Origin of the sequence: Actinoallomurus acaciae, from assembly GCF_042429965.1 — a bacterium.
Classification (GTDB): Bacteria; Actinomycetota; Actinomycetes; order Streptosporangiales; family Streptosporangiaceae; genus Actinoallomurus; species Actinoallomurus acaciae.
Map to the genome: position 1 here is coordinate 1,057 of NZ_JBHLZP010001174.1, position 795 is coordinate 1,851.

Annotated in this window: 2 protein-coding genes; both read right to left on the reverse strand. The window is 75.8% G+C overall.

Features of this window, described 5'->3' with window-relative positions:
* Positions 1 to 466, reverse strand: a 466-nt coding sequence (locus ACFFNX_RS51435; protein ID WP_378213815.1) for a hypothetical protein, incomplete at its 3' end; no start/stop codon positions are given.
* Between the two features lie 103 nt (positions 467 to 569).
* Positions 570 to 795, reverse strand: a 226-nt coding sequence (locus ACFFNX_RS51440) for a hypothetical protein (protein WP_378213816.1), incomplete at its 5' end; no start/stop codon positions are given.

Genomic DNA, 795 nt, shown 5'->3' on the forward strand with positions numbered 1-795 from the left:
GGTCGATGATCCACGGCGCCAGCAGGAGCACGGAGACCCACAGCCCACCGGCCGCCTCCAGCACGCCGTTGACGAACACCGGGCTGGTCGGCGGCCGTACCGCGGCGATGAGCGTGCACAGGGCCGCCGTCGGACCGGGCCACGGCAGTGCCGCGCCGGCCGCCGCGACGAACGGGACGAGCAGCGTCGCGAGCACCGGACGGCCCGCCAGCAGGCCGCCGAACCAGGTGAACACCGTCACGACGGCGACCGCCACCAGCATCGAGCGGGCCCGCGCCCCGTACGGTCCGCGCGGCCCGGCGAAGGCGACGTAGAAGGCGCCCAGACCGGCCGGCACACTGTCCGCGGCGTGCCCGGCCAGCGCGCCGATCGCCAGGGGCGTCGTGACGCCGATCGCGGTCGCCAGGCCGTAGAAGGGCGCGGCGCGTCCCTCGGACTCGGCGAACATCCTCCGCAGCCACGACACCTGTGCTCCCCCGTCGACAGGTGGCGTCCCGTCCACTACAACACGGCGCGGGGCAGGTTCACGATCGGGCCTGGCGGACGGCACCGCGGAGTGCCCGGCCCGCTCAGGTGTCGGACGGGGATCGGTGGTCGACGGCGGCCAGCCGCTCGGCGTCGGCGACGAGCGAGCGGACGGCGTGGCGGGCGCCCGCCGCCTGGACCAGCAGGCGGCGCAATGTGGTGACGGCGTCGGTGCCGACGCCGGACATCTCGTCGCGGCGCCGCCGATCCAGGCCGGACAGGTGGTCGTCGAGCTCCTCCAGCAGGTCGCCCAGGTCGAGGTCGGCGGCC